We start from the raw sequence: 614 nt of genomic DNA on the forward strand, positions 1-614 counted from the left end.
GGATACGTTCCTAAAAAGAGTAATTCTACAGCCTCAACGCCCTGTTAACAGGCAATAAAATAGTTGGTTAAAATAAGCGACGAAGGAGCAAAAACCAACTGTTTTTTGTCCTTGTTTAACAGCTTGTTAGGCATATTTACAACCCATCTAGCTCTATCGTATAACCCAATAAATTTACCAAAAAACTAAGTATTATTGGAAAAAGCATAATGATGATAAACGACAAACCAATTTGATACTTTTTATTGCTCATATTTGATGTGGCAAGGCTAAATAATACAGTTAAAACAAGCCACTGAAAGATATTTAATATATTTGCTATAAAAGGAGAAAATACTAGATTGCTTTTATAAGCCTCTCGTATCACTAAACTATCATATGGCAAACTTAATTGAGGCCAAAAAAACATATAATTACTAACGAGCCGAGGAATAAAACTATTAGTGTAAACAGCTAAAACAGGCAGGAAAAATAAGCTTAAAAAGCAAACTATAAAAATAACTCCAGCAGTAATATATTTGCGATCCATCGATATGCCTAACACTTTAGTATTTATGCGACACGCAGTTTGTGTTGCATAATCGCTTGTTGGACTGAGGCGCTACCTGCTCGGT

General features: G+C 33.7%; 1 protein-coding gene. It reads right to left on the bottom strand.

All coding sequences use genetic code 11. The features are described 5' to 3' along the window. Positions 1–136: 136 nt before the first annotated feature. Positions 137–529, bottom strand: a complete 393-nt coding sequence (locus tag AAEY62_RS20100; protein ID WP_101163157.1) for a hypothetical protein — start codon at positions 527–529, stop codon at positions 137–139. Positions 530–614 lie beyond the last annotated feature (85 nt).

Source organism: Pseudoalteromonas sp. GW168-MNA-CIBAN-0100, from assembly GCF_040309225.1.
Taxonomy (GTDB): Bacteria; Pseudomonadota; Gammaproteobacteria; order Enterobacterales; family Alteromonadaceae; genus Pseudoalteromonas; species Pseudoalteromonas arctica.